The following is a 20,935-nucleotide window of genomic DNA, read 5'->3' as shown; positions in this document are numbered from 1 at the left end:
GAACTCTTTAGTCGATCACTGGAATTTTCAAAAATCTTTTGCCGTGCGCATCTGCATCAGGCAAACGTCCCGCACGAATATTTATCTGCAAGCTTGGTAGTAACAATTTCGGCGTCGCCAAAGTGGCGTCGCGCTTGGTGCGAAACTCCACGTACTGGGCTTCTGTTGTCTCGCCGTTCAGTTGGATGTTGGATTTTTTCTCGTCAGCAACGGAAGTTTGACACATGAACTCGCGGCCGCCGGGTTGATAGTCATGGCAAACGAAAATTCGCGTGCTTTCCGGCTGCGCATAAATCTTTTGCGTGATGGAGTTGTACAACTCCTTAGCCGAGCCCCCTGGAAAATCACAACGACCAGTTCCAGAGTCAGGCATAAACAAAGCGTCCCCGGTGAAAAGCGCATCTTCAAAAAGATAAGACGAACACGCCGGCGTATGCCCAGGGGTAAAGAAGACTTTGAACTTCAAAGTGCCGGCACTGACTTCTTCGTTTTCTTTTAGCAGGCGGTCAAAGACCTTGCCTTGAATATCGGTGGTCTTTTCATCCAGGTCATACATATCGCGCCAGATCTTCTGTACAGCAGTGATACGCTCGCCAATGCACAAAGGAGCCTCGGGAAAGTGCGCCTTAAAGAACTGCGCCCCCGTAACATGATCGGCATGCACATGGGTCTCAAGGATCATCCGGGGTGTGAGGTTTTGTTCTTTAATAAAGCCAAGAACCGCTTCTGAGGACTTGTTTGATAACTTTGAAGCTGCCGGATCGTAGTCCCAAACCGGATCAATCACCACCGCATCACGACTTTTAGGATCATGCACCACATAGGTGACCGTCGACGTTGCGGGATCAAAGAAATGCTTCACTTCAATAGCCATCAGTTCCTCACTGTAAAATATGCCCAAATTCTAAGGGTACGGACACACTTTTGGTAGCAAATGCGCGTCAGAGCAGAAGTTAACATAACCCGGCACAATTCAGATTGGCCCCACTGCAGAATATGATAGAGTGTCCCCATGAATAATTTTGCAGACTTTGCCCTGATCCCCTCTTTGACAAAAACCCTGAATTCATTGCGCATTACTAAGCCCACAGAAATCCAGCGCAACACCATTCCTATGTTGATGAGTGGACAGTCTGCGGTGGGTATCTCTGAAACCGGAAGCGGTAAAACCCTGGCCTATGCGCTGCCGATGTTGCATCTGTTGAAATCTCTGGAAGACGAGGGGCATCCCGTAACTGCCGAAGCTTCACCTCGCGCCGTTGTTCTGGTTCCAACCCGCGAATTGGGCGAACAGGTTTCTAAAGTATTTAAAACTTTGACCCATGACACGCGTTTGCGCGTGCGTCCCGCTTTGGGCGGCATGGCTATGGAGCAGGCTCGCCGAAATGTTTCCGGTGTGTTTGAAATTTTACTGGCGACCCCTGGTCGTCTATCCCAGCTGATGGACGCGGATGAGATCAATCTGACTGACGTGTGCATGCTGGTATTTGATGAAGCCGACCAAATGATGGATCAAGGCTTCCTGGATATCTCAAATAAGATTTTCTATGCGTGTCCCCGTGACGTGCAGACGGCTTTGTTTTCTGCGACGCTATCCGCGAACGTGCAGGATTTGATTGAAGACATTTTCTCAAGTGCCGAGATCGTTAAAAGCTCCGGCAGCGGCAAAGTTGTAAAAACTTTGACGACAAAAAATCTGATCGTTAAAGACGGCAACCGCTGGGAGCAATTGGATCGCCTGTTAAAACAAAAAACCGAAGGCGGCACCATCCTGTTCGCCAACACCCGCGAACAATGCGACAAGCTTGCCGAGGAAATGGAAGCTAAAGGCTACGCCGTGGCCCTTTACCGTGGCGAGATGGAAAAAACCGACCGCCGTGCAAATCTGAAGAAATTCACCAAAGGCGAAATCAAGTTCCTGGTTGCCACTGATTTGGCGGGTCGTGGTTTGGATATTGAAAATGTAGACCGTGTGATCAACTACCATTTGCCAAAACAAATGGAAAACTACCTGCACCGTGCAGGTCGTACCGCTCGTGCGGGCCGCGAAGGTACTGTGGTTAATTTGGTCACTGAGCGCGATGAACCGTTGATCAGCAAACTTGAGGGTCGTAAATCAGATAACTACGATCGCTCTAAATACAATTCACACCCACGTGCTCAAGGAAAACCGGGATCTGCTCCGGGTAAAAAAGCTCACAAAACTGGCGATAAAAAACCGGCGCAGGGAAAACCTGCAGCTGGGAAACCGACCCAAGGCAAATTATCCGCAGGCAAAGCTCCTTCTGGCAAGACACCTTACTCGAAGTCGGCATCAGGTAAACCAAGCTCTGGCAAACCAAACGCCGGCAAGCCGAGTGCAGGTAAACCAAACACTGGTAAGCCAGCAACTGGCAAACCAGCAGCTCGCAAATCCCCTTTCAAAAAACGTTAATCCCAATATGAACGATACGTCCTTACCTCCACAAATAAGGACGTAATTCCGTTTTAGAAAAGCTGCGACAAAAGTATCAACGATCCCACGAGCAAAACAAAGGCTCCAAATAAGGGCTTTAACTTGGCATCGGAAACGTTTCTTCCCCAATGCAGACCAAACAGAATTCCAACAACAGCCAGTGCGGATATTTTTAATACAAAAATGACATCCACATCCGCCCCACTAAGAGCATCGCTAAAGAACCCAAAGAAAGAATTTAGTGCAATAACTCCCAGGGACGTACCCACAGCCGTTTTCATTGGTAAACGACTCATGACCACCAAAGCCGGAACAATCAGAAACCCTCCGCCAGCGCCTACAAAGCCCGTAACGGCTCCCACTCCGAATGCCTTTCCAGCAGAAACCCACATCGAATCCCTTTGATCCAAACTTGCTTTTCTTGCAGGTCGGATCATTGCCACCGATGCCAAAACCATCACCGTGGCGAAAGCAGCCATGATCAAAGAGTCCTTGCTTAGCGACACCAAACCGAGATCAACCGTCAAAGGCATTTCTGGCAGAATCAGACGACGAACAACTAGAACACCCGCCATACTTGGAATGGCAAATACCACGAGTGCAGCAAAGTTAACTTGTTGGGCTCTGACCGACTTAGCAAATCCCACTAAACTTGTCAGACCGACAATGAAGAGCGAATAGAGCGTTGCGCCCCCGGGTGGAACTTCAAAAAAATACACCAATAGCGGAACTGCCAGAATAGAGCCACCTCCGCCCAAAAATCCCAGTGACAAACCAATCATTACTGCCCCTGCATATCCAAACAACTCCACAACTTCCTCACTTTGAACTTTGCAAGCGTTGATAAAGACGATGTAAAACCATGCCCAGAACCATGAACACCACAAAAACAGCTGCACTCTGCGAACCGCCTCCGACAGAGGTCAATGCCGGTCCGGGGCAATATCCCCCTAATGCCCAACCAAATCCGAACAGCACACTGCCTATCACCAACGGTTTGGAAATTTCGCGTGAGGTCGGCACATGCCATTGAGAATCAAAAACAGGGACCGCCTTTTTTCGGGAAAGAAAGTAAAAAAAGGCATTCACAGGTATTGCTCCCAACATGACAAACAACAACGAAGGATCCCAGCCGCTGCTCAATTGTAAAAAACCAATAACTTTTTGAGGCTGAGTCATACCGGAAATACCCAATCCCAGCGCAAACAAAAAGCCCACCATCAAAGCGACGCCCGCTTGAATATACTTTTTCTTTTTCATCTTACCCCTCCAAAGCCAACTTCAAAAACGTTGCTGTTAACATCCCCACGGTCATAAAAACTCCGGTCGCCACTAAAGAGCGAGGTGAAAGTCGAGAGATTCCACAAACACCGTGACCACTTGTACAGCCACTGCCCAAAATCGTTCCAAAACCGACGATCACTCCTGCCAAAGCCACCATCCAGTCACTGCGCGAAGTTGTATTCGCCAGCATTTCCGGTCGAAAGTGACCCAGGATCCCTCCCCCAAGAACCAACCCCCCGATAAAAGCGATCCGCCACAGATAGTCGTCTTTTTTAAAGGTCAAAAGACCATTCGCAATACCGCTGATTCCCGTCACGCGACCATTCAGCAGCAACATTATTGAAGCCGCTAGGCCAATCAAAGCTCCTCCACCAAGAGCTAAAAGTATTGAATGCATCATTTGCTACTCCTTTTCGTATCCTAGATCGTTCCAGCGAAGCATTCCGCCGACCATATTGTATGTATTCATGTATCCCAGTTCTTCACTTAATAGAGTTGTCTGACCAGAGCGTGCGCCACTTCGACAGACAAAAACTATTTCCTGCTCTCGGGTTTGATTCTTTAGAAATGCCTCTAATTCAGGTCCCAGGGTAATCAGCTCAGAACCGCGAATATGCCCTAGTTCACCTGTATACTCTTCAGTAGTGCGAACATCGACAATGCGTATGTGCCCCAGCCTTTCTTTCAGTTCTTCGCATGATATTTCCCGCATAAAAGTGTCTCCTTGTTCCTCTTTCATCCTAAATCCTTGCCCCGCCCGTCCATTATGATGGCCGACATAACGGGTGTTCCCGAAAAAACCTATTCTGGGACAAATCTGAGAGGCTAAAAACAAGGAGTCTCATTATGAAAAAGATCCACATTCAACACTTCTTTGATTCAGCAACATCAACATTAACTTACGTCGTGCACGATCCAGAAACCCTGGATGCCGTTATCATCGACCCGGTGTGGAACTATGGACCAGGCAGTTCAAAGCTTTCCACAAGTTCTATGGAAAAAGTGGTTATGTATTTAAATGAGCATCAACTAAAACCACATTTTGTGATGGAAACCCACGCTCACGCGGATCATCTTTCCAGCTCACAACTCTTTAAAAATATTTTTCCAAACATTAGAGTCGCAATCGGCGAACGCATCACTGAAGTTCAAAAACTTTTCAATCCCGTATTTAATATCACCAAAGACTTTAATACTTTCGGAATACATTTCGATGTTCTTTTGAAGGACGGAGAAGTCCTGAACGCCGGATCGCTGAGGGTAAAAACTCTATTCACCCCCGGGCACACGCCAGCCTGCTCCTCTTACTTGATCGACGATGCTCTATTTACGGGAGATGCGATCTTCATGCCGGATTCGGGCACCGGGCGCTGTGACTTTCCTGCGGGCAGCGCGGAAGCCCTTTTTGATTCCATCACCAATAGAATCTACACACTGCCAGATTCAACCCGAATTTTCGTTTGCCACGACTATCAACCGGAGGGACGCGATCTCAGGTTTGAAACCACTGTCGGTGAGGAAAAAGAAAAAAATATTCAACTAAAAGGTGAAACCAAAAAAGAGGAATTTGTGGAGTTTAGAAAGGCAAGGGATGCTACTTTAAGCGCTCCCAAACTATTGCTTCCCAGTATTCAAATTAATATCCGGGCAGGACACCTGCCAGAACCCGAAGGCAATGGAATCAGTTATTTGAAGCTACCCTTGCGACAGTAACTCATCCTTTTTTAGAATTATAATCTCCCGGCCTCGCTGCTCGATGAGGCCGTCATCGACAAACCTTGCCAACGTTCGTATAACCGTTGCCGTCGTCGTCCCGCAGAAATCAGCAATTTCTTGGCGAGTCCAGGAATGTGTCGGATGAAGGTCTTTGAAATATACAACCGCTTCAGCAATACGTGCGGTTACATCTTTCTCCGTCAGTATGACCTGTTTTTCCTCCGCCCGTCGAAGCTCGGTCGCTAAGGTTTGCAGAAGCTTTTCAGCCAAATCACAATTGCCTTTCATGCGCTCCCGCATCTCTTCTTTGGATAGTACAAAAACCGTGGCGTCCTCGAGAACGGTTGCTGAAGCATGATAGGGCTCCTGCGCGAAAAAACTTCGATGCCCAAAAATTTGATTCTTTTTAAACAAACGAAGCAAATGATCGTTGCCTGCCTCACTCCAGACGACAAGTCCCACCAATCCCTCGACCAGAAAGAATATGTTCCGCGGAGACTCTCCCATTTTATAGAGCACATCTCCGCGTTTGAACTTTTCAATTCGAGATCCTTTAAAAACATCAACCAATTCCATTCCTCAACTTTAAAGGTACGGACTGACTTTGTCCACCGGGGCAACCATGAAGTTGGGTTCCCGAGGCCGACTGTGAAATGCATCGTTACAAGAACTAGGTCCTGGCACCAAAAAAAAGCCCCTGGGTTTCCCCAGGGGCTTTTTGGTTTTTACAAGTAGTTCGACAAAAACTTAGTTTACGTCTTTGTAGTCAGCGTCGATCACGTCGTCGCCGTCTTTTTTCTCGCTGCCAGCGTCTGCACCTTGTGCGCCACCTTGGCCAGCATCACCTTGAGCTCCTTGCTTTTTGTAAAGCTCAGAAGTCATTGTGTGAGTCAAAGATTGAAGCTTGTCGAAAGCTGCTTTCAATTCATCAGCAGATGCGCCTTTGTTCTCAAGAACTTTTTTAGCATCAGCGATAGCATCGTTCGCAGTTTTAACTTCCGCCTCAGGCAATTGAGATCCAGAATCCTTGATCAATTTCTCAGTTTGGTAAACCAAGTTGTCCAGGTTATTTCTGTGAGTCACTGCCTCAGCTTTTTTCTTATCTTCTTCTGCGTGACCTTCAGCATCTGCAACGGCTTGTTTGATTTCCGCTTCAGACATACCACTTTGAGCAGTGATCTTGATGTTTTGAGTCTTACCAGAAGACATGTCTTTCGCAGACACATGCAAGATACCATTCGCGTCCATGTCGAATGTTACTTCAACTTGAGGAACGCCACGTGGAGCCGGTGGAATACCCACTAGTTCGAAACGACCCAGTGTTTTATTGTCGCCAGCCATCTTACGCTCACCTTGAAGAACGTGGATGTCTACGGCTGGTTGATTATCAGCAGCTGTCGAGAACACTTGAGATTTCTTAGTAGGAATCGCAGTGTTGCGCTCGATCAGCGGAGTCATCACGCCACCCAAAGTTTCGATACCAAGTGAAAGCGGAGTTACGTCTAGCAACAACACGTCTTTCACGTCGCCCGCAAGAACACCACCCTGAACTGCTGCACCGATAGCAACAACTTCGTCCGGGTTCACTGTGCGGTTTGGCTCTTTACCGAAGAAGTCTTTAACTGCTTTTTGGATTGAAGGGATACGTGTAGAACCACCCACCAATACAACTTCGTCGATCTCAGAAGCCTTCAAGCCAGCATCAGCCAAAGCTTTGCGGCAAGGCTCCATAGAGCGTTTAACCAGATCTTCAGTCATTTGATCGAATTTTGCGCGAGTCAATTTCGTTTGCAAATGCTTAGGACCTGTTTGATCTGCAGTAATAAATGGCAAATTGATTTCAGTCTCTTGTGCAGATGAAAGCTCGATTTTTGCTTTCTCCGCCGCTTCTTTCAAACGTTGAAGAGCCATTTTATCGTTTTTCAAATCGATACCCTGGTCTTTTTTGAACTCAGTGATCAACCATTCCAAGATAACTGTATCGAAGTTGTCACCACCCAAGTGCGTGTCACCGTTCGTTGAACGAACTTCTACGACACCGTCACCAACTTCAAGGATGGAGATATCGAATGTACCACCACCGAAGTCGAAGATAGCGATCTTCTCTTCTTTTTTCTTATCCATACCGTACGCCAATGCCGCCGCTGTTGGCTCATTGATGATACGTTTGATTTCAAGACCTGCAATACGGCCAGCATCTTTAGTAGCTTGGCGTTGAGCATCGTTGAAGTAAGCTGGAACAGTCACAACTGCTTCAGTTACCGGCTCGCCCAAGTAGTCTTCCGCAACTTTTTTAAGTTTCGCAAGAACTGCAGCACCGATCTCTTCTGGAGATACGTTTTTGCCTTGAACTTTGAATGCACAGTCATTGCCTTTAGCAACAACAGTATACGGAACAAGTTTGATTTCTTCTGAAATTTCTTCGAAACGACGACCGATGAAACGTTTCGCAGAGTAAATTGTGTTCTCTGGATTCGTCACCGCTTGACGTTTAGCGATCTGACCAACAAGACGGTCACCGTCTTTTGTATAAGCAACAACCGATGGAGTTGTACGAGCGCCTTCTTCGTTCACAAGAACTTTGGCTTCTCCGCCTTCCATAATAGCGACGCATGAGTTTGTCGTCCCTAAGTCGATACCGATAATTTTACCCATGTTTGATTCTCCTTAAATGCCCACCTGGATTCCGTAATCATCCCAGTGTCAGCCAATACCGTGGTAATTTATTAATTAAAGCTTGAATAACACAGGATAAATGTGGGTTCGGATGCCATTCCGTCAAGGTGATGCGTAAGAAATTTTACGCACCCAAAATCGCTATTTTTTGCCTAATATTATCAGATACTTAAGACGGCCCATTTTAATGCTAGTGGACAGCGAGCGACCAACCTAGACTTCGTCGCTCGTTTGATATTGTGCATCAATCGCAATTTCAATGACGGATTTTTAATTGTAAAACCCGCTGCCTTACGGACTTTTAACTCGTGTTAGCGAGCACTTGTGCGTAATGATGTTGCTTCGCTCTTCCCTTAAAAAACATTAGTTCCTTAAGAACAAGAGTCCCTCTAAGCCCTGGTGAAACCCTTCATTCCCAGGGCTATTTTTTTGCCCAAAACTATCCATATTCCGGATCACACAATTCCTCACTCCGATCAAATTGCTAACGAACATCTGGCATCCCCTTGCACCTTTTCCAAAGGAAACTCAACATTATAGGTATAAAACAACCAGTATTGGTTGAAATGTACCACTATAGGTGGTAATTCAAAATGAAGGCTCGGTTAAGGTACTAGGAGTGAAACTATGAAAAAACTGATCGTCTCTATCAAAACAAGCTCCGAATCCCTATCTGACTTTAAGAAAGCCTTAAAAAATGCCCGAAAAGGCAAGCTTAAGGGTGAACACTATGAAGTATCTTTTAGTGATAAAAAAGAATTCGATAAGTTTGTGAAAAATATGGGGCTTTTATCGGTTATCTTGAATCAAAAGCCAAAATCCATCTATGAACTGGCAAAGCTCGTTGAAATGGACATTTCCAATCTGAATAAAATAATTCTGTTCTTTGAGACTGTCGGTGTGATCAAAATTAAAACTTCAACGGTATCTGGTCGGTCAATTAAGACTCCCATCGTTGAATATGATCAAATCGAGTTCAATTTGAAAGCCGCCTAAAGGTTGTTACTCCAGAATCGGATGTTTGCCGTGGACTTGGTCCTTGGGAAGAGCATTGAAATGCCACCACTCATGCTCCAAAACCTTGAAACCTTCGTCCTCCATTAATTTTCGCAGGATCATGCGATTGCTAAACTGCAAATTCGACAGCTCGCCGGTCTTTAAAAACTGCGGCTCCAGTTTTGGCTGAGCCAGATCTCTGAAATCATCAAACCCTGTGCCCATATCCAAACATTCCCCGTCACGCTCGCGCAGACTTAAATCCATGGCCATGCCGAAATTATGCAATGACCCTGGAAATGGTGGTGCTACGTAATTTTGAAAAGGAGTCCCTTCAAGGTGTTTATAGAACTGTGCTTGAATACTGCGTGGACGAAGCGCATCCCAGACCAGAAACTTCAACGATGGATGCTTTTTCTTAAGATTGTCACAGGCGCGCATGAACATTTCATAGGCCAGCGGCGCCACAAAACAGCGGTCAAAACCTTCATAGACGTCCTTGCCCATGAAGTTGTCGGCTGTAGCGTATTTCAACTCTAACGAAACTTGTTCAGAGTCTGTGATTTCGCGGAAGTTTTTTTCAATCCATTCAAGTTGCTGAGAGAAAGATGTCATGGATTCACTTTACAAGGATTCACAGTTCGATCAATGATTAAATCTTCCTTGATAGAATCCTTACCTACAAAGCGGAAGCTTAAGATTCAACTTTGCGTTTTTCCCAATAGCGATACAGCGACACGATTTCGTTGCTGGTCAGAATCGGCATGGCCTCTTTTAACATGTCATCTGGCCAGTCCCACCATTTCATTTCGGCGAGCATCGAGATTTCAGGATCTGAAAATCTTTTTCTTACGACCTCGCCCGGGCTTCCGACCACGATCGAATATGGTTCCACACTTTTTGCGACCATGGTTCTGGCGCCAATGATGCACCCATCCCCGATTCGCACTCCCGGCATGATCATCGCTTCGGTTCCGATCCAGACATCGTTGCCAATCACGGTGTCGCCTGCAGGTCGATAGGAGTTTTGCGCCGATGCAAAGACCGGATTATTGGTGATGAAGGCAAAAGGATAAGTGGAAATCCATTCTTTGCGATGCCCCTGATTACCACCCATTAAAAACGCGGCACCGGATCCGATTGAGCAGTACTTACCGACATACAACTTATCCACATCACTGCGATCACGCGGCAGGTACCACGCGCATTCGTCAAACGAGTGGCCATGATAATAACCAGAATAGTAACTGTGCTCCCCCACGATAATATTGGGATGAGTGGTTTGTTCTTTTAAAGATTTACCGGCAAAGGGTGAAGCGAAATAATTTTCAGTCATACCTTAAAGGTACTCTATAGCGCTAAACTCTTTGCAGCTTCTTTGCGATCTTTGTCAAAAAATAGACTGCCGAGCACGAAGCAAAAGCGGCGGCACCCAAGCCTCCACCAATGCCCCTGGCAAGTGGAATCAGGAAGGTGAAAATCATCCCGAAAACCATACTGGCGATCAGCACTCTTTTCCAACCCAAACGGGATTTGTCGGTCATCCCCACAAACGTGGCACCAAAGAAAGCCCCTTGCAAAGTGCCATCCCAATTGATTCCAGAGATCTGCAAAAGTATGACAAACACCAACGTCGGAAAAGCCGAAGCCCGCACGGTGGGCCAATGCTTATGATGAATCAAATAGTATGTAATCTGCGAACTGATTGCAGCAACCAGCAACACACCTAACAACGTCATACCATCACCTTCAATGCCAAGCCTAAAAGTGAAGAGACAAAGGCAATCAATCCCAGGCGTCCGCCCATGCCTTTAAAGTAGCGACTCATGACGAAGTAAATCAGACTGCCAATGGCAGATACTAAAAGAATTTCCCAAAACCCATGCTCGGTGACTTTGGATCCCATCGCGACAAAGGCACCCATATAGATATTCGCATGCACGTGATTGCTTTCAATTCGCTTGGTTGCGGGAATAAAAGTTCCCAGCAACCCCGTCAGTGCCGCAGCTTCGACCGTGGACATGCCCATTTTGGCCTGAAAGAAAAAACAGGACATACATCCCAGCAAAAATGTGAAGAACTTAAGCAGCCAGAGCTGAAAGTATTGAAGTGGTAAAGTCATGGCTAATCCTAGCAAACAAAGGTAAACTCAATCAATGAGCCTGAATGATTTCTTAACCCAACATCCTCGTCTAACGAAGTCTTTTAAAAACTTTGTTCATGATTTTCAGAAAAAAATGGATGATGAAACATTCACAGCCTTTCTGGACACTTTGGATGCAGAACTGAGCCGCGTGAGTGGTGAACTTCAAGCTATATCCCCGGAATCCCAGCGTGCCCGCACCCTGCACCACCTGGTGGATTCAGAGATTGACTCAGAAAAAGAAATCCAAGTCAGTTGCCGCAAGGGCTGCTCGGCCTGCTGCCACATGGAAGTTGAAATCACCAACCATGAAGCCCAAATCCTGAGCCAGTTGATTCTTGATGGCCACCCGATTGACCGGGAACGCCTAAGTCGCCAAAGCCTTCGTGAACTTCAGGATCCGCTGTGGAAGCAAGGTATGCGTAATCAAGACAACCCTTGTGTCTTTTTAAATTCAGAAGGTTCTTGCAGCGTTTACGAACATCGGCCGGTGATGTGCCGCCGACATTCAGTGACGACTCCGGCAAAGAACTGTGAAACGCTGGATGCGACGATAACCGTGCGCTATTTCCCGAAAGTGGATCTTTACATTAGTGCTGCAAACGAAGACAGCACCGTCTTGATTGGGCCTATGGCGAAAATGATTTCGCTGGAGCTTGGCGGTCGCTCCTAGCGTTCCTATTCATTGTATTTTTTGTTGGAACCCCGGGCCGATTCCACCGGGTACTTCGCTGCATTCTTCTTAAGTTTGCCAGCCAGTGCCGCTGCCAGGTCAATATTGTTCATTTGCGCAAATCTCAGCACAAAAAAGAATACATCAGCCAGTTCGTCACGGACTTTTTCATTAAACTCTGCCGAATGCATTTTTTCCTGAATCTGAGCTTCGGATTTAAAACGAAACAAATCCAGGAGTTCATTGGACTCAGTCGACATTCCGATCGCCAGATCTTTGGGAGGATGAAACTGATCCCAGTCACGCTCTTCGCAAAACTTTTGAATGACTTGGATCATTTCTGACAAAGAGTCTGAGTTCTTCATACTTTCTTCCCCGCCTTTTTGGTTTTTTGATTCCAAAGCGGCTTTGCTTTCAGCACTTTTTTAAAAGTCGGGCATTCCTTGTCGTGAGCGCCCGGCAAGTAGCCAGCACTTAGCAGGAATTCATTTACGATCTCCCCACCGGTGAATTTAAAATTCTTTTTAAAAAGCTTAACCCATTCGTCCCGGCTTAAGGGATGCTGCAAAGCCAGCCACTTTTGAAAGGAGCCGTGTTCCTTTTGTATTTGTAAAATCGTTTTGGCATTTTCGATTGCCGCATTGATTTTAAGACGATTGCGAATGACGCCAGGATCATTCATCAGGCGCTTGCGATCGGAAGCCTTGTATGCAGCCACTTTTTTGATATTGAAGCCGTGATAAGCCCTCCGAAACGAATCCTGTTTTTTCAGAATCGTTTCCCAGCTAAGACCGGCTTGATTGATTTCCAGAATCAAACGACAAAACAATTCATTGTCGTCATGAATCGGAAATCCATAGGCTTTATCATGGTAGGGCTTGTGAATCGCACATTTTTCTTCAGACATGTGTTTGATGGCGCGGCAATATGACATCTCGACCTCGATTTTTAGATCCTATCAATTTTGTGTACATTTACAATTTCATTTAAGTCTCACTCCCGCTACAATTTTATCAGCAAGCAGGAGTTTTTATCATGGCAGCACAACTTGAAATGGGATTGGATACTTTTGGCGATGTCACTCATGACTTAAATGGAAAAAACCTTTCGCAGGCTCAAGTGATTCGCAATGTGGTTGCTGAAGGTGTTTTGGCGGATCAACTGGGTTTGGATTTTTTTGGCGTCGGCGAACACCACCGCGATGACTTTGCCGTCTCTGCACCCGAAACAGTCCTTGCCGCCATTGCAGCTCAAACCCGAAAAATTCGTCTGGGTTCCGCAGTCACTGTTTTAAGTTCAGATGATCCTATTCGTGTTTTTCAAAGATTCGCAACCATCGATGCGATTTCCAATGGGCGAGCCGAAGTGATCATGGGACGCGGCTCTTTCATTGAATCCTTTCCCCTTTTTGGTTTTGATCTTCAGCAATATGAAGAGTTGTTCGAGGAAAAACTGGATTTATTTGCGCAAATCCTAAAGGGAAATCCAGTGAACTGGAGTGGCAACACCCGGGTCCCCGTCGCAAATCAAAGCGTATTTCCGCAAACCGAATCAAAACCACTACGAACTTGGATCGGAGTTGGTGGCACACCGAAATCAGTTTTAAGAGCGGCTCACTATGGATTTCCGTTGATGCTGGCAATTATCGGTGGCGATCCGAAACAGTTTAAACCCTTCGTCGATTTGTACTATAAATCACTGTCGCAGTTTAACCAAAAAACTCAACCCATCGGAGTTCACTCCCCAGGTTTTATTGGAAAAACTGACGAAGAAGCCAAAGAAACCATCTGGCCACACTATAGAACTATGATGAATCGTATTGGGCGAGATCGTGGTTGGCCTCCGATCACCAAAGAGCAGTTTGAACATCAAATCGGTCCTGAGGGGTCATTGTATGTGGGCTCTCCAGAAACAGTGGCCGATAAAATCGCCACCACTGTAAAACTATTGGGAGTAGCGCGGTTTGATTTGAAGTACAGCCTGGGCACTTTACCGCACGAAGATTTAATGAAATGTATCGATCATTATGGCACCAAAGTCGTCCCCTTGGTGCGTAAAAAAATATCGCAGGTCTAGAAACGAATACGCCCCACAGCCTGATGCGAAATATCGTAGATGGTCAAGTACATGTGATTGCCAGCGACGGGCTCTTCGAAATTGACATAGAGACTGTTACGGTACTCTGTATAACCTGCGCTCTTTCCGCCGTATTCCATGTAAGTGCTTTCATCAAAAGCATTCAGAAGACTGACGTGTCCCGCCCGTCCCATATATACCAGCAAGGCCTGGTAATAATATGATCTGGGGATTTTAGTGGCTTTCATCACAGCGTAGTAGTTGATCGCGTTATTGCAGGAGCGAACATAGTCGATCTTTGCGACATTCGATTTATAGTTTGAGAACTCATGCAAAATCATGCAGTCCAGATAGCGCTCTCCAACCAAATCAACTAGCTTGGTAGTATTCCAGGTGCTGCCATTTTCACGCGGCAAAATTTGGCTCTTTAAGTCGATCGCCAATGACGTGACCAGCGATAAGGTACGGTCTGAAAGAATATCTCCCAGATTCGTAACAAAACGATACAAAGCCGCATAGTTGCTGTGCTCCTGGAAATAAGCCTGCCCATCAATTTCCAAATTCATCACCTGCTCATAAGTCATGCCCGGGCTAATCATCCACAGACCTTCGTGAAGCAAGATCGCCGCTTGCTCACTTTCTTTCAGAGTATAAAACTCTTCCATAAGGACTGTAATTTTACTGGTCGGACCGCTGACGGCAAAAACCACCACATTATTTTTGGGTATTTTCAGCATGTGAGCATATTGGTCACGAATGCCGGTCCGAGTTTTTTCAGAAATATCACCCTTCTTAACTCGGTAGTACTTGCGATCCATCGTGGGATACACGGCCGCCATTAAGATCCCCTTCACAGAGGACTTGATGGGCATGGATTCAATTTCGTCGATCAAACGCATAAGACCGGGTATTTTTTCGGGAACTTCAGGATCTTCATCAAAACGAAGATTCGCAGTAAAGAACGTCTCCATGGTTTGCCCCATACGGACCCCACCACCACCGTTTTGCACCTCACGGACCGCATAAGCATTAATCGCCAGAAAGAATACCGAAAATACAATTACATACTTCATGCTTCGTCCCCTTTGAGCTCAAACAATTGAATGGAAAGACTGTAGACCTTATTCTTGCTTGGCATTGCCGCCAGCTCCTGGGACAGCATCCGACGGAATTCTCGAATACGATCCTTGGCATAGGCCAACTGTTCAGAATCCAAACCGAAAACCACCGAAGAGAGATCTCGGGATTCAACCGGATCCGCTTGCAAAGAACGCTGTGCTCGCCCCAACATCTGACGATGGAAATTTTGAATAGCCGTCGAGGGAATATCCGCTGACGTCGTGGAGTCCGAATCGGATGTCAGCCATCGCCCATCCATCTCTTTCAACAGTCCGATCTGAAGTAGGCGATTAATCGTCGCCTCTGCTTCGGCCACCGTAATCTGCAAACGATTGGCAATTTCGTGAAAATTCTGAGAAACACCGGGGATATCGATCAACTCCAAAACCGCTAGATTCTGCCAGTCCGCAATGAGATGGAAATCCTCATCAGCAATTTTTTTCAAACTCATGCGGTAAGCTTTCAATCGTTCGGTGGCGGATCTTTTGGCTATCTTGCTACGTGCATGTTCTGCTTGCACCAGATCAATAAAATAGGCTTTGTCTTTTCCTTTAAAGTGCAAACGGTCCGCAATGACGGCCGCTCGGGCATCGGACAACCCCGCTTTGGAATTCAGCACTTCACTTAAGCGCGAAACCGAAAGTCCAATATCCCTTGCATATGCGCGCAATGAGTAAGAGGGGTTCTTACGTTGTCGCTTGCGAAGTTCTTCAATCAAGATGCTTCTATAAGTACTACTCATATGAAACAGATATATCCCATTTGAGACGATTATTTACAACTGTGTAACACCCGGGCCTTAGCAACTGTTTTGCGAACATCCATGAGTAATGATGCAACTAGCCAATTCAAAATTACGAAACATGAACAATAATTGGCTCATCTTTCAAAATACCACTCAAGATTCGGTTATTCTCCCCCGATTAATATTGGTATGGAACTACGGAACGTATCAAAATTAGCCATATTAATAGCCCCACTCATGGCCGGCTGCTCGCTATCACTGAGCATTTCAAGTCAATTTGATACCGAACTAATGGGCAGCGTCAACTTGACGCAAATCAATCAACTTTCCTGTACGTCTGCGAACACAGTGGACATTTATCCTATTGAAAATGGTTTACCATCTACCACTCCCTGGAAGTCCACCACCGTCACCAGCGATGGAAAGTTCCTATTTCGATTTTTAGAAACCGAAGAAGGACTTCTAAAAGATGGAAGCTACCTATTGCAAGCTACGATCTGTGGTAAAAAGTTAAGTCGGCCCGTCACTGCACTTACCGATCAAAAGATTGATATTTACAGCGATTTGCTTCCTTTAATTTCAGAAGCGCAAATCGCAAATAAAAAAACCTGGGATCAGATTCCCCGTTCAGAAGTAAGTTCCCTCCTGACCGAGATCGCTACTCTACCTGTCGACACAAAAAAAGAACTATTCGATCTCTTAATCAGCGGTACACACAATGATCTGAAGCTTCGCCTAGAGACCGCCTTTAATATTGGAAACCTAGAGTTGGTGAAGGACACAACCTCACCAGAGGTTCTTTCCTGGACGGCACCGCAAAATATAGCCGAAGGCTCCCCGCTGATTTATCAGGCTCAGATTTCACATTGGTACTATACGACTGCAAACATCGTTTATGACTGGCGCTGGGACGGATCGTCGGTTTCAAATTCCGACAGTATCAGCATTGCGCTTAACAAGAATTCCCAAGGAACTCACACCTTGCTTTTAAATGCAGGATTCGCTGATGGCAGTGGCAACATCGACACGACTAAATCCGTTTTTAACAAAACCTTGTCGGTCAAAGTCCCCAACACCTATCCAGCCCAGGTTCCAGTTGCCACATTGTCATCGGTTTCACCATCGCAGTCGGCAACCGCCGTGATTTCACTGAATACAGGCGCGGCCTTCGTCAATTGTGCAACTTTCTCGGGGATTGCATTTACAGAGGTTCCGACTTCGGCAGGCTTATCCGCAAGTTCTTTCAGTGAAACCTGTACGACTCCGGGATCACAAAGTTATAACTACACTTTCGCACCCGGAGACGGCGCGAGAACAATCTATATCTGGACGCGCGATGCATCTGGCTTGATTTCGTCAGCACCTGAAATTGTCTCTTTGGTTGTGGATCAAACAGCCCCCGTGGTGTTCCTCACCCATGCCCCCACCCTGATTCGTGGTGGGCAAGCGACGACAGTTTCTTTCTCAGTATCGGACGTGACTACTAATGTGAACTCACTAAAGCTCGTCGTCACGGATGATGGTGTAAATGCAACCCCGGAAATTGATATATCTTCGGTCGTAAGCCCCTATACACTCAATCTACCCCTTATTTCCACGACCAAAGCGGCCATCAGACTGATAGCCACTGATGAAGCCGGAAATTCCACTTCCGTTTCATCAGATCTTTTCACAATTGATTCGACTCCACCATCATCACCCGGCTTAAGCCTTCTGACGGCACCATTGACAAAAAATTCTTTGGTTAACTTCCAGGTTTTAAATTGCTCCGACATCAAATCAGTATTGATTACTGAAAGCGGATTGACGCCGAATCTGTCCTCGTCAGGATGGCTCGCTTGCAGTGAAACAATACCCTACTCCCATTCAATCACCGGGGATGCAACCCATACCATCCGTGTCTGGAGCCAAGATACCGCCGGAAATATTTCTGCCGCACCAGCAACGCTGGCGGTGACTCTGGACTCGACTGCGCCAACGCTGACCTGGGCTTCCCCAACGAGTGACGTTTCGATCAATACCGCTATGACAATTTCATGGAAGGTGACAGATCTACACACTTCCACCCTGGAAAACACAGTTCTTTCCTACAGCACAGACTCCGGCGCAACCTGGACCGTTCTTGCCTCTGAGGTATTGCCATCACCGTCCGCTTCAAATCAGACATATTCTTTTGCGATGACAGCTCCCGGAATCATCACCACCATGCTTTTTAAAGTCACAGCCAGCGATACTCTGGGAAATGTAAGAACACTCACGCGCACGGTAGTGGCTGAATCCGAAACTCCCGATCTTTTATCACTGACTTTGGCTGGTGGAACAAGCGTAGTGGGACTTCCTTCGGTGAGCGCTCTTTTGGCCGTCACTCACCGCGCATCACCAACAACATTAATGCGATTGATTGAAGGTTCGTCACCCGCAGACATCAACTCGGCAGCTTGGACACCCTTCTCCGCCGCGGACTTTACATTCGAATTAGGTAAAACTCCCGGCACAAAAACTATTTATGCCCAAGTGAAAAACTCTGCAGGATTTGAAAGCAATGTGGTATCGGCTGTCATAACACTTGAATTTGGCGCGCCGCCCATCATCACGGTTTTATCACCAAAAAATTCTGATGCTCCCTACGATGCTGGTAATTCTGTCAGTATTCAATGGACTTGCTCCACCACGGGCAGCACCGTTCTGGATCCAAACCCGATCTCTATTTCTTACAGCTCCGACGACGGTATCTCCTATAAATCAATTGCCTCGAATATCGCAAATTCTGGAAGTTATAACTGGATTCTTCCGGCAACACTTGGGACAACCAACCCATTTAAGATTTTAATTGCCTGCAAAACAACTGCTGGAGTAGTCAGTACCGGACTTTCGGAACTTGTAAATACCAAATGGAAAGTCCTGGTAGGAAATCCTGGCAACATGGATTACGGTGTTCATGTCAACGCGGTAGACTTGTCCGCTTGGAATTCCGTACACGGTGATTCCAGCAATAATTTATATTCAGGAAATAAGAATGGTATCGTCAGGCTGAATCGCAAATCAGGAATTGTTGACGAATGGCTTGGAGTTCTAGGTGCTCCCGGATGTCCCACTGCCACATCGACATCCGCGGACATTCGCTTCACAAATCCTCGAATCATAGACATCACAAATGATCAGATGACAATCGTTTCAGGGGTCTGCTCCACCCTGACCAGAGTTACTATCTCGGATAAAAGCATTGTTTGGAATCGCGTGGTTCCTGAGATTTCATGGAAAGAAAACAATTTTGATTTTTACTTAAAGAAAAACAGCGGCTTTTACTATTTTCCATCGATCACACCTTTGGGAGTCAGATACAGTTTTTGGATGGTGGATTTGAGTTCGACCTCCTCATCCGCAGTCCATATTATGGGAACTCCCGACTGCACAGAAAACCTGCCCACAGTCTATTTGAACGCCAAAGCCAACGAAACGCCCCTGCACTGTTCAACAGCCAGTGCCGTCGTGGTTTCACCAGACCAACAAACCATCAAGTACTATCTAGAAACCAAAACCTCAGGGATGTACGTCGCAAAACTTGAATACAATTCATCACTGCAATCATACATCTACACCAGCATTCAAAACACCAGCTCCAACGACAGCGTGCTCTCGCGATGCATGCAAATCGGCAGTGATACCTCCAAATATGTTTGTGTAAATGCGACTGGACAAACTCGAAAAGTGAATTTCTTTGATACTTCGACACTGAATGCACTGTCGGCAAATGGACATGACCTTGCAACTTTCAATAACAGCGGTTCCATGCAGATTACTTTGGGCGCCTCCAAGACAGCAATTTATGCCGCGACTAACACCACCAACCAACTATTTGAAATTAAATTCGACACTGACGGTAAACTGACATCAACCCAAATCGGAGGCACACCTTTTTTCACCTTTGGAAATGGGACAGACCCAGGAAAAGTGGCTTTTACCTCTATCATGGGAATGGCCTTCTATGAACCCACGAATACACTTTACGTCCGTGGGGTAAATCACTTACGTCGGATCGCCTTGGATGTCGCCACAAAAACCGCGTCGCTCATCGACACCGGCATGAACGGAAATCCTCTGGGAAATAGCAGCACCTTTGGTGACCTCGCCATCAACCCTACAGGAACCATTCTTGCCGCTAATTCGACCAATAATGGTCTCTTTCCTTGGGCTGCGATCAACCTTACAAGTTGGACCGCAACATTAAATCCAGCGACCCAAGCCTACAGTGTTTCCAGTGCTACAGGATATTATGGTGGGGGATTTAATGATGCTTCGTCATTGGTATTAGGCAATTCCTTTGCCTATAACGCTCCCTATTTCCTTTATGATCCGCAGGCATCTTCAACTTTTCTTTCCGACAATGCGTTTTACTTCAGTGCTACCACAGACAAAAACTTTTCTCAGAATCTGTGGATATATAAGAGCCAAGGGGGAACCATAACTTCGGTCGCGGGCCGTGCCGGTTTAGCAGGCCCCTCTTCCTCCACCACGGGCACACCTGCCTTGGGCACGTCATTTTCTTATATCTATGGTCTGCAACCGGCTGCAACAGATGGCAGTGGCAATACCGATCTTCTGGTCTTTGATGCTTCCAAGCTCCGTCGTGTCACTTTAATCACAGAGAGCAGTGATCCAAAAGTTTATGACGTTGTAGACTTCTCAAGTCTGACCAACTATCCCGGCAATTTGAATTGGAGCCATGGTGTGCACGATAATGCCACCGGATGGAGCTACTTGATTGTCTCATCCCATGACTCACCAGATGGGAAAACACACCTATGGGCGGCTCATCCTGTCGAAGGATTTAAAGAAATCCTGTTGCAAGGACTTAACATACCAGGTGTGAAAGCAACATACGGAAAAGACATCGGTCTTAAGGTCACCTCGATTGGATTATTGATGATGGATTCCGCCAATAAACGCATCCTTTTCCACCCCCTTAAGTAGCTAATAAGTGGGCACTTTATTGACGTTCCATGTGTCTCCCATGTAATCCGCGGGAAACACCGCACCCCTTCGTCCAGAGTT

Annotated in this window: 21 protein-coding genes; 6 read left to right on the top strand and 15 right to left on the bottom strand. The window is 46.4% G+C overall.

Annotated features, from left to right (window positions below):
* Window positions 1–7: 7 nt before the first annotated feature.
* Complete coding sequence (locus ACLVWU_RS05930) at window positions 8–874, bottom strand: MBL fold metallo-hydrolase (RefSeq protein WP_413578061.1); 867 nt, start codon at window positions 872–874, stop codon at window positions 8–10.
* A gap of 138 nt (window positions 875–1,012) precedes the next feature.
* On the opposite strand from ACLVWU_RS05930, the gene ACLVWU_RS05925 reads away from it, so the two are divergent.
* Window positions 1,013–2,434: a DEAD/DEAH box helicase gene (locus ACLVWU_RS05925; RefSeq protein WP_413578060.1), complete on the top strand. Its 1,422-nt coding sequence runs from the start codon at window positions 1,013–1,015 to the stop codon at window positions 2,432–2,434.
* Between the two features lie 53 nt (window positions 2,435–2,487).
* Here ACLVWU_RS05925 and ACLVWU_RS05920 read toward each other — a convergent pair whose 3' ends face one another.
* From ACLVWU_RS05920 to ACLVWU_RS05905, 4 genes are read right to left on the bottom strand one after another with little or no spacing between them, the layout of a single operon-like run.
* Window positions 2,488–3,237: a sulfite exporter TauE/SafE family protein gene (locus tag ACLVWU_RS05920; RefSeq protein ID WP_413578058.1), complete on the bottom strand. Its 750-nt coding sequence runs from the start codon at window positions 3,235–3,237 to the stop codon at window positions 2,488–2,490.
* A gap of 37 nt (window positions 3,238–3,274) precedes the next feature.
* Window positions 3,275–3,715: a DUF6691 family protein gene (locus tag ACLVWU_RS05915; protein WP_413578056.1), complete on the bottom strand. Its 441-nt coding sequence runs from the start codon at window positions 3,713–3,715 to the stop codon at window positions 3,275–3,277.
* A 1-nt stretch (window position 3,716) separates the two neighbouring features.
* Window positions 3,717–4,139 (bottom strand): YeeE/YedE family protein, encoded by a 423-nt coding sequence (locus ACLVWU_RS05910; RefSeq protein ID WP_413578054.1) that lies wholly within the window; start codon window positions 4,137–4,139, stop codon window positions 3,717–3,719.
* 3 nt (window positions 4,140–4,142) lie between these two features.
* Entirely contained in the window at window positions 4,143–4,451 is a 309-nt protein-coding gene (locus ACLVWU_RS05905) for a rhodanese-like domain-containing protein (protein WP_413578053.1), read from the bottom strand.
* A gap of 134 nt (window positions 4,452–4,585) precedes the next feature.
* Here ACLVWU_RS05905 and ACLVWU_RS05900 point away from each other — a divergent pair, with 134 nt between their 5' ends.
* A complete protein-coding gene (locus ACLVWU_RS05900; protein ID WP_413578051.1) occupies window positions 4,586–5,452 on the top strand; it encodes an MBL fold metallo-hydrolase in 867 nt (288 codons plus the stop codon).
* Here ACLVWU_RS05900 and ACLVWU_RS05895 read toward each other — a convergent pair.
* Both ACLVWU_RS05895 and dnaK read right to left on the bottom strand, forming a co-directional pair.
* Window positions 5,435–6,031 (bottom strand): Crp/Fnr family transcriptional regulator, encoded by a 597-nt coding sequence (locus ACLVWU_RS05895; RefSeq protein WP_413578049.1) that lies wholly within the window; start codon window positions 6,029–6,031, stop codon window positions 5,435–5,437. The two genes, ACLVWU_RS05900 and ACLVWU_RS05895, sit on opposite strands and share 18 nt — an antisense overlap.
* Before the next feature lie 171 nt (window positions 6,032–6,202).
* On the bottom strand, window positions 6,203–8,110 hold the full coding sequence (gene dnaK / locus ACLVWU_RS05890) for a molecular chaperone DnaK (protein ID WP_413578048.1): 1,908 nt from the start codon (window positions 8,108–8,110) through the stop codon (window positions 6,203–6,205).
* A 648-nt stretch (window positions 8,111–8,758) separates the two neighbouring features.
* Here dnaK and ACLVWU_RS05885 point away from each other — a divergent pair.
* A complete protein-coding gene (locus ACLVWU_RS05885) occupies window positions 8,759–9,127 on the top strand; it encodes a hypothetical protein (RefSeq protein ID WP_413578047.1) in 369 nt (122 codons plus the stop codon).
* Between the two features lie 6 nt (window positions 9,128–9,133).
* Here ACLVWU_RS05885 and ACLVWU_RS05880 read toward each other — a convergent pair whose 3' ends face one another.
* The 4 genes from ACLVWU_RS05880 to ACLVWU_RS05865 all read right to left on the bottom strand — a co-directional run bounded on the left by ACLVWU_RS05880 (window position 9,134) and on the right by ACLVWU_RS05865 (window position 11,249).
* Window positions 9,134–9,742: a M15 family metallopeptidase gene (locus tag ACLVWU_RS05880; RefSeq protein ID WP_413578046.1), complete on the bottom strand. Its 609-nt coding sequence runs from the start codon at window positions 9,740–9,742 to the stop codon at window positions 9,134–9,136.
* Between the two features lie 79 nt (window positions 9,743–9,821).
* Window positions 9,822–10,463 (bottom strand): CatB-related O-acetyltransferase, encoded by a 642-nt coding sequence (locus ACLVWU_RS05875; protein ID WP_413578045.1) that lies wholly within the window; start codon window positions 10,461–10,463, stop codon window positions 9,822–9,824.
* A gap of 22 nt (window positions 10,464–10,485) precedes the next feature.
* Window positions 10,486–10,866 (bottom strand): hypothetical protein, encoded by a 381-nt coding sequence (locus ACLVWU_RS05870; RefSeq protein WP_413578044.1) that lies wholly within the window; start codon window positions 10,864–10,866, stop codon window positions 10,486–10,488.
* Window positions 10,863–11,249, bottom strand: a complete 387-nt coding sequence (locus ACLVWU_RS05865; protein WP_413578042.1) for a hypothetical protein — start codon at window positions 11,247–11,249, stop codon at window positions 10,863–10,865. Before ACLVWU_RS05865 ends, ACLVWU_RS05870 begins: the two co-directional genes overlap by 4 nt.
* A gap of 34 nt (window positions 11,250–11,283) precedes the next feature.
* On the opposite strand from ACLVWU_RS05865, the gene ACLVWU_RS05860 reads away from it, so the two are divergent.
* On the top strand, window positions 11,284–11,943 hold the full coding sequence (locus ACLVWU_RS05860) for a YkgJ family cysteine cluster protein (protein WP_413578040.1): 660 nt from the start codon (window positions 11,284–11,286) through the stop codon (window positions 11,941–11,943).
* 5 nt (window positions 11,944–11,948) lie between these two features.
* Here ACLVWU_RS05860 and ACLVWU_RS05855 read toward each other — a convergent pair whose 3' ends face one another.
* Together ACLVWU_RS05855 and ACLVWU_RS05850 are read right to left on the bottom strand one after the other, a co-directional pair.
* The gene (locus tag ACLVWU_RS05855; protein WP_413578039.1) at window positions 11,949–12,308 is read right to left on the bottom strand and encodes a nucleotide pyrophosphohydrolase; all 360 of its coding nucleotides are present in this window, start codon (window positions 12,306–12,308) and stop codon (window positions 11,949–11,951) included.
* Entirely contained in the window at window positions 12,305–12,877 is a 573-nt protein-coding gene (locus ACLVWU_RS05850) for a DNA-3-methyladenine glycosylase I (RefSeq protein WP_413578037.1), read from the bottom strand. The genes ACLVWU_RS05855 and ACLVWU_RS05850 overlap by 4 nt, the downstream gene beginning before the upstream one ends.
* A gap of 101 nt (window positions 12,878–12,978) precedes the next feature.
* Here ACLVWU_RS05850 and ACLVWU_RS05845 point away from each other — a divergent pair, with 101 nt between their 5' ends.
* Window positions 12,979–14,019: an LLM class flavin-dependent oxidoreductase gene (locus ACLVWU_RS05845; RefSeq protein WP_413578036.1), complete on the top strand. Its 1,041-nt coding sequence runs from the start codon at window positions 12,979–12,981 to the stop codon at window positions 14,017–14,019.
* Here the strand turns inward: ACLVWU_RS05845 and ACLVWU_RS05840 are convergent.
* Together ACLVWU_RS05840 and ACLVWU_RS05835 are read right to left on the bottom strand one after the other, a co-directional pair.
* Window positions 14,016–15,092 carry a hypothetical protein gene (locus ACLVWU_RS05840; RefSeq protein ID WP_413578035.1) on the bottom strand — a complete coding sequence of 359 codons (1,077 nt, stop codon included), beginning with the start codon at window positions 15,090–15,092 and terminating at the stop codon, window positions 14,016–14,018. The genes ACLVWU_RS05845 and ACLVWU_RS05840 overlap by 4 nt on opposite strands.
* Entirely contained in the window at window positions 15,089–15,880 is a 792-nt protein-coding gene (locus ACLVWU_RS05835; RefSeq protein WP_413578033.1) for a DUF4423 domain-containing protein, read from the bottom strand. Before ACLVWU_RS05835 ends, ACLVWU_RS05840 begins: the two co-directional genes overlap by 4 nt.
* A 294-nt stretch (window positions 15,881–16,174) precedes the next feature.
* Between ACLVWU_RS05835 and ACLVWU_RS05830 the strand changes: the two genes are divergently transcribed.
* Window positions 16,175–20,854, top strand: a complete 4,680-nt coding sequence (locus ACLVWU_RS05830) for a hypothetical protein (RefSeq protein ID WP_413578031.1) — start codon at window positions 16,175–16,177, stop codon at window positions 20,852–20,854.
* Window positions 20,855–20,935 lie beyond the last annotated feature (81 nt).

Origin of the sequence: Bdellovibrio sp. HCB290 (assembly GCF_047305925.1) — a bacterium.
Lineage (GTDB): Bacteria > Bdellovibrionota > Bdellovibrionia > Bdellovibrionales > Bdellovibrionaceae > Bdellovibrio.
The sequence above is the reverse complement of the archived record's forward strand: the minus strand, read 5'-3'. Positions and strand labels throughout refer to the sequence as shown.